General features: G+C 42.5%; 5 protein-coding genes and 1 pseudogene. 5 read left to right on the top strand and 1 reads right to left on the bottom strand.

All coding sequences use genetic code 11. The features are described from left to right. The 3 genes and pseudogenes from BV372_RS36005 to BV372_RS05330 all read left to right on the top strand — a co-directional run. A pseudogene (locus tag BV372_RS36005) lies at positions 1-227 on the top strand (hypothetical protein); the annotation flags it as partial. Between the two features lie 244 nt (positions 228-471). Beyond that, positions 472-1479, top strand: coding sequence for a mechanosensitive ion channel family protein (locus BV372_RS05335; protein ID WP_086684271.1), 1008 nt, complete (start codon positions 472-474; stop codon positions 1477-1479). Between the two features lie 58 nt (positions 1480-1537). Beyond that, positions 1538-2851: an HhoA/HhoB/HtrA family serine endopeptidase gene (locus BV372_RS05330; RefSeq protein WP_373270744.1), complete on the top strand. Its 1314-nt coding sequence runs from the start codon at positions 1538-1540 to the stop codon at positions 2849-2851. Between the two features lie 2 nt (positions 2852-2853). Here BV372_RS05330 and BV372_RS05325 read toward each other — a convergent pair whose 3' ends face one another. Continuing rightward, positions 2854-3783 carry a cation diffusion facilitator family transporter gene (locus BV372_RS05325; RefSeq protein ID WP_086684268.1) on the bottom strand — a complete coding sequence of 310 codons (930 nt, stop codon included), beginning with the start codon at positions 3781-3783 and terminating at the stop codon, positions 2854-2856. A 242-nt stretch (positions 3784-4025) separates the two neighbouring features. Between BV372_RS05325 and BV372_RS36000 the strand changes: the two genes are divergently transcribed. Beyond that, positions 4026-4190, top strand: a complete 165-nt coding sequence (locus BV372_RS36000) for a hypothetical protein (protein WP_179197983.1) — start codon at positions 4026-4028, stop codon at positions 4188-4190. 858 nt (positions 4191-5048) lie between these two features. Then, a complete protein-coding gene (locus tag BV372_RS05320) occupies positions 5049-6947 on the top strand; it encodes a transketolase (protein ID WP_086684266.1) in 1899 nt (632 codons plus the stop codon). Positions 6948-7024: the final 77 nt, after the last annotated feature.

The following is a 7024-nucleotide window of genomic DNA, read 5'->3' as shown; positions in this document are numbered from 1 at the left end:
GGATATTCCTTCATTCTCGATGCCCTATTTGCCCTAAACACCATTTAAATTGGTATCACTTCTCAGCAGAAGTTATCGCCGCAACTACTGCTGTGGCCGCAGGTGCGATTTTGGCAATGATCACAGACACCATGATTCCAGAAGCCTTTGAACAAGCCCATGATTTTGCAGGATTAATCGTCGTCTTTGGGTTTCTGGCAGCTTTTGTTCTTAGTAAACTCGGTTGAGAATTAGCAAGTCATTAGCTCTGTTCACTTCTTGCCATAATCTTTAATTTAGAGAATCACCTTAGCGCTTGCTTCTTACTATTAAGATAACGATAGTAATTGCACAGGTTGAGACACATCTGTAATTGTCTGAAGAGAAAAAATGGTAGAGAATTCAACGATAAAAGCTTGAACTTGGTGTTAATAAAAATCCAAATCAAAAAAATTTGCTAGTTTCGTAATTAATGATGAGTAAGTAACGATCGTGAGTGCAGAGATATCATTAGCCTGGAAAGAAGTTCAATCCATGATCAATGGATTTGTTACACTGTTACCTAAGCTTGTGCTAGCGTTAATTGTTTTTCTCATATTTTTCTTGATTGCAGGAGCAATTAAGAAATCAGTTAAACGATTAACTCGTAACCGTCGCTACGCTAGAAATCTAGGATTAGTGCTGGGAAGGTTAGCACAGGGTACAACAATTCTGGTAGGTCTATTTGTGGCTTTATCGATTGTTATCCCCACATTTAGAGCAGGTGATTTAGTACAACTGTTGGGAATTAGCGGGGTAGCAATTGGTTTTGCTTTCCGTGATATTTTGCAAAACTTCTTAGCTGGGATTTTAATTCTGCTAACTGAACCGTTCCGAATAGATGATCAGATCGTCTTTAAAAATTTTGAGGGAACTGTAGAAAATATCGAAACACGCGCGACAACGATCAAAACCTACGATGGTCGCCGAATTGTGATTCCTAACTCTGAGTTGTTCACCAATTCTATAACCGTAAATACTGCTTTTGACAGCCGCCGTTTACAATACGATGTCGGTATTGGTTATGGCGACGATATCGACCGAGCCAAGCAATTAATTTTAGAAGCAATGCATAGCGTAGATGAGGTATTACAAGACCCCGCTCCTGATGTATTGGTGATGGAACTAGCTGAAAGTTCTGTTAATATTCGCGCACGCTGGTGGATTAAACCACCACGTAGGGCAGATGATCTAGCTTCACGCGATCGCGTACTATCTGCAATTAAGAAAAAGCTCGTCGAAAACGGCATAGACTTACCTTTTCCCACAACACAGATTTTATTTCATGACCAAACCGAAGAGACAGATGGCAATCGTTCCCGTCAGCGTGAAGGATGGCCAGCAGGAAAAGGTGAATTACCCAAACCTCGCCGGATCAGTGATTCTCTAAGGTTGCTTGCTCAAATGCGTTCTTCTAATGATGGGAACGGCAAGGTAGATTCTGAAATCGACGGACAATGAGAACACCAAATTAAACAAGTGAGATTTGCATTGTATTTATAACAAAAATTAATCATTGATATCTACTAAAAATATGCACCATCAAGCAAAATATTTGGGGTCGAATTCATCAAATTTGAGCAGTTTGTCAACTAAGCAAACAGTATCAATCATCAAGCTTTTTTTTCAACAACCAATAACTTACTTACTAGTACCTTGCTTAGGAATAACAGCCGGATTTTTGAGTAGTTGTACAACAGATGTATCTAGAGAAGTTAGTCCTTTGGTTGGTTCTACCCCAACACCCACAGTTCAACAGACAGCTAATCAAAGCGATCGCTCTCTTACCCCAACTGCCGAAGATAACAACTTTGTGGTTACAGTCGTGGAAAAAGTAGAACCAGCAGTAGTTCAAATTAATACTTCTCGAACTGTGACAACTCAAGCGCCACAGCTACCCGGTGGGTTGAACGATCCATTCTTGCGGCGGTTTTTTGGTGAAGCTATACCAACACAGCCTCAAGAGCGAGTTGTGCGCGGTCTTGGTTCGGGTTTTGTTATCGATCCTAATGGGCGAATTCTTACCAACGCTCACGTTGTCAACAATGCTGATACAGTAACGGTGTCATTTTCTGATGGTCGTACTGTTCAAGGCAAAGTGTTGGGTAATGATCCTGTAAGCGATGTTGCCGTTGTACAGATTCCTGGTAATAATCTTCCAACAGTAGAAATCGCAAATTCTGACTCAGTGCGACCAGGACAATGGGCGATCGCAATTGGTAATCCCTTGGGTTTGCAACAAACTGTAACCGTCGGTGTAATTAGTGCGATTAACCGTTCTTTAAATCTTTCTTCTACCAGACCTGCTAGCTATATTCAAACTGATGCAGCTATTAATCCTGGCAATTCAGGCGGGCCTCTACTCAACGCGCGCGGTCAAGTAATAGGAATTAACACAGCAATTATTCAAGGTGCTGAAGGTATTGGTTTTGCTATACCTATCGACACGGCTCAAAGAATTAGTCAGCAATTGATTAGTAAGGGCAAAGTTGAATATCCGTATTTAGGGATTGAAATGCTAGCTTTAACACCGGAAATAAAACAAAGACTCAATAATTCTCCTAATACTAATATTCGCATCCAAGCAGACCAAGGAATTTTAATTGCTCGTGTTGTTCCTCGTTCTCCAGCTGATAGAGCCGGATTGCGTGCAGGAGATGTCATCCAAAGAATAAACAATCAATCAGTTACCACCGCTGATGAAATTCAACAAATACTTCAAAACAGTGGCATAGGTAGCAACTTGCCTATCGAAGTGCAACGTAATGGGCAGACTTTGCAATTAACAGTAAGACCTGAACCACTGCCATCGCCAACTAATACCCAGCCGTAAGCTCAGACTCTATGGTGAGAAGCCAAAGCACAGGTTTGATTGGAATCGCCAATTTCTATTTGTAAAGTAGAATGTTCAATGCCGAAATGGTCGTGCAGTTCTTTACAAGTATGGACTAAAAAATCATCACCGGGATGACCAGAGGACATCACTAAGTGAGCAGTTAAGGCTGTTTCAGTTGTACTCATTGCCCAAATGTGTAAATCGTGAATTTGGGTAACACCAGGAAGTTCTGATAGATAAGTTTGAACTGCTAATGGTTCAATTCCCTCTGGGACGGCATCTAATGCTAAATTCACCGAATCTTTCAACAATTGCCAAGTTCCAAATACCACCACAGCAACGATAATCAAGCTCACAACTGGGTCAAACCACAACCAGCCTGTGAAAACAATGGCGATCCCAGCTAAGACAACTCCTAAAGAAACTCCAGCATCAGCAGCCATGTGTAAGAATGCGCCGCGAATGTTTAAGTCATGTTTGCGACCTGACATAAACATCAAAGCAGTGATTGTATTGATGACAATTCCTACCATCGCAACAGCGATGACTGTACTTCCTCCTACGGATGCAGGACTGTGAAAGCGTTGCACTGCTTCCCAAGCAATTCCGCCCATGACTAACAAAAGCGCGATCGCATTAATTAAAGCCGCTAAAATCGAGGAACGTCGCAGACCATAGGTATAGCGTTGGCTTGGGGGTCGGCTACCAAGAAAACTTGCGCCCCAAGCAAGTAGCAATCCTAATACATCACTCATATTGTGACCTGCATCAGCAAGCAGCGCTAAAGAGTGAGCTAAGTACCCATAAACTGCTTCAATAATTACAAATCCCAAATTCAGGATAGTACCAATCATGAAAGCGCGGCTGTAGTTATTAGTGCCATGTTCATGATGATGATGATTATGACTATGACTATGATTATGTGCCATTCTTGATACCTAAATAACAGCCTGCTTCTTAACGCTAGTTTCTAGAATTTTTGTGCTAATCACCACTAACTTAACTTAACATCAATCTCTTTCTTTAAATAGAAAGAAATAGAGAATTTGCCATCCGTATAGCAGAAGTTAGAGAAAATAATTGCCATTATTTTATGAGGTTAGAGTATTGATTATTTGAAATGCAAATACTCTGAAAAGCCAGAAATGTCATGAAATGATGAGGATGAATCATGATTAACTTGGGATATGCCAGCTTGTTTATAGTTATATTGGCAGCATTATTGGCAGCGATCGCTCAAATGGGCGTTGCATTAGATGAAGCAGATATTGGGCGCTTTTCGATTTGGACAGGTATTGCTTCTGTAATTGCTGGTTTGCCGATGATGTTGTGGTAATTAGCTCTATACGGTTAAGTTAAGAAAATTCCTGTGTGGAGGCGAGGGAACAGGGAACAGGGAACAGGGAACAGGAAGGGGAGAAAAAACAGGCTTATCTGAACTGTATTGCTCTATAGCTCATTCATTCTGAAGATTTTGAGGTTAAGAATGAGCTTGCTACTTTTACTATTAATCTTTAACCTATTTGTGTTTTTAATAGTAATTTTTATTACATAATTTATTAAACATTAATCTGGCTTGCTCCATCTAAAGTTGTTTACAGACAGGAATGCTTAAGCAATGAGGATATTTCTGTAAGTTGATTTGGATTTGCTGGGTATTTGCTTAATTAGAGAATTTATACCTGATTACTCTACCATTTGTTAGAGGAAACAATCGCACCTCTTAACTACGATGTGTATGCGATGGGCTTCCTATTGATTTTTGAAATACAAGTAAATATGGTGGGCGCTGTCAACCATACACTGCTTAAGTTTTTCACAAATAATTTAGGATTCTTATTCTTATACCATTTCACCTAAATAATGATACAAATACGCGCTTCCGGGTTTAGCAATGCTAAACCCCTACGAAAAATTTATGTGGATCAGGATTTTCGTGAATTGGTATTAGCTAAATTCAGAGAATGAAGATTATTTTCGTTATTTAGGATAAGTCAGAAATTCAAAGTTTTGAGATAGCAATTGTGTTGTTAAAGGCTAAATATGCAACACATAAATTTAAAAGACAGACTCAAAAAGGCAAGTACTGAAATCATTGCGTGCTTTCTGAGGCGTATTCAACCTGGCTCTAAGCTCTTTCTCTGAATGTGAAGATTTCTCATCCCCTAGCCCCTATTTTTGTAGGAGATTAATCATGGCTACCGTTGAACAATTGCAAGCATGGCATGAGTTAGCACAACAATTGCGGGTTGATAGTATTCGTGCTACCACGGCTGCCGGATCGGGTCATCCCACTTCTTCTATGTCTGCTGCTGACTTGATGGCAGTGTTGCTGGCGAAGTATCTCCGCTACGACTTCAGCAATCCACGCGATCGCAACAACGACCACCTCATCTTCTCAAAAGGACACGCAGCACCGCTATTGTATGCAATGTATCGCGCGGCAGGAGTAATTGACGATCGCGAGTTGATGTCACTGCGAAAGTATGGCAGTCGCTTAGAAGGGCATCCCACCCCAGTACTACCTTGGGCAGATGTGGCAACTGGTTCACTTGGTCAAGGATTACCCATCGCCGTTGGCGTTGCTTTAGCTGGCGAATATTTAGACAAGCTACCATATCATACTTGGGTTTTGCTTGGGGATAGTGAAATGGCAGAAGGTTCAATTTGGGAAGCTTTTGAACACGCCACACACTACAAACTGGCAAATTTAATCGCCATCCTTGATGTCAACCGCTTGGGGCAGCGCGGCGAAACAATGTTAGGTTGCAACACTCAAGTTTACTGCGATCGCGCTCGGGCTTTTGGCTGGAAGGCTATTGAAATCGACGGTCACAACTTAGAAGAGATTGACCAAGCCTACGCAGAAGCAGTTGATAACCTCGATTTTCCCACACTTATTGTGGCTCGGACAAAGAAGGGTAAGGGTGTGGCCCATTTAGAAGATATTGGCGGTTGGCATGGTAAAGCATTAAAACCCGATGACGCCAAGAATGCGATCGCTGAATTGGGAGGAGAACGCCAAATAATTATTCAGGTTGAACAACCGAACTCGGAGGTTCAAACAGCTACAACTGCTCAAACTCATGCTCTCCAGCTTCCCGTTTACCAAGAAGGTGATTTAGTTGCAACTCGTAAAGCTTACGGGGATGCTTTGAAAGCTTTAGGCGCATCTCGACCGGATGTGGTTGCTTTAGATGGAGAAGTGAGCAACTCCACCTACGCCGAAGAGTTTGCCAAAGCTTACCCCGATCGCTATTTTGAGATGTACATTGCCGAGCAGCAAATGGTAGCCGCAGCAGTAGGATTACAAGTGCGCCAATACAAACCTTTTGCTTCCACCTTTGCAGCGTTCTTAAGTCGAGCTTACGATTTTATCCGCATGGCTGCGATCTCTCGTGCTGATATTAAACTTGTTGGTTCCCATGCGGGAGTTTCAATTGGTCAAGATGGCCCTTCCCAAATGGCATTGGAAGATTTAGCTTGTTTGCGCGCAGTTTGGAGCAGCACCGTGCTTTACCCCTGCGATGCTAATCAAACCGCCAAACTTGTAGCCGAAATGGTAGATCTTGATGGCATTGTCTATCTGCGGACAACCCGTGAAAGCACACCTGTTCTCTATCAGGCTGATGAAGATTTTGCAGTTGGTGGTAGCAAAGTCGTTCGCAGTTCCGATCGCGATCAAGTTGCAGTGATTGCAGCCGGGATTACAGTACATGAAGCTCTCAAAGCTTACGATCGCCTGAAACAGGAAGACATTGCAGTGCGTATCATCGATGCTTACTCTCTCAAGCCAATTGATGCTGTAACCCTACACCAAGCCGCCCGTGACACCGATGGCAAACTCGTTGTAGTAGAAGACCACTGGAGTGAAGGCGGGCTAGGTGCTGCTGTTCTTGATGCTTTTGTAGGTGTAGGTGCTGCTCCCAGCTATGGTGAATTGCCACTAAACTTTGTCAAGCTAGCAGTACAGGATATGCCAGGATCGGGCACTCCTGAAGAACTACTTCATGCCGCCCACATTGATGCCGATGCCATTGTCGAAGCAGTGCGATCGCTTGTTCAACAAGCCACTTGGGTGCCAACAGAATAACATCCATGATGTCCTTGTTAACACTGGCAAAAATATAGTTCTCTCGGACACTCAACAACCGCCCGCAGGCTAGAAGC

Origin of the sequence: Nostoc sp. T09 (genome assembly GCF_002154695.1) — a bacterium.
GTDB lineage: Bacteria > Cyanobacteriota > Cyanobacteriia > Cyanobacteriales > Nostocaceae > Aulosira.
The sequence above is the reverse complement of the archived record's forward strand: the minus strand, read 5'-3'. Positions and strand labels throughout refer to the sequence as shown.

Coding starts and splice junctions, on each gene's coding strand:
- BV372_RS05325 (WP_086684268.1), bottom strand. CDS start 3,783: ATGGCACATAATCATAGTCATAGTCATAATCATCATCATCATGAACAT.
- BV372_RS36000 (WP_179197983.1), top strand. CDS start 4,026: ATGATTAACTTGGGATATGCCAGCTTGTTTATAGTTATATTGGCAGCA.
- BV372_RS05320 (WP_086684266.1), top strand. CDS start 5,049: ATGGCTACCGTTGAACAATTGCAAGCATGGCATGAGTTAGCACAACAA.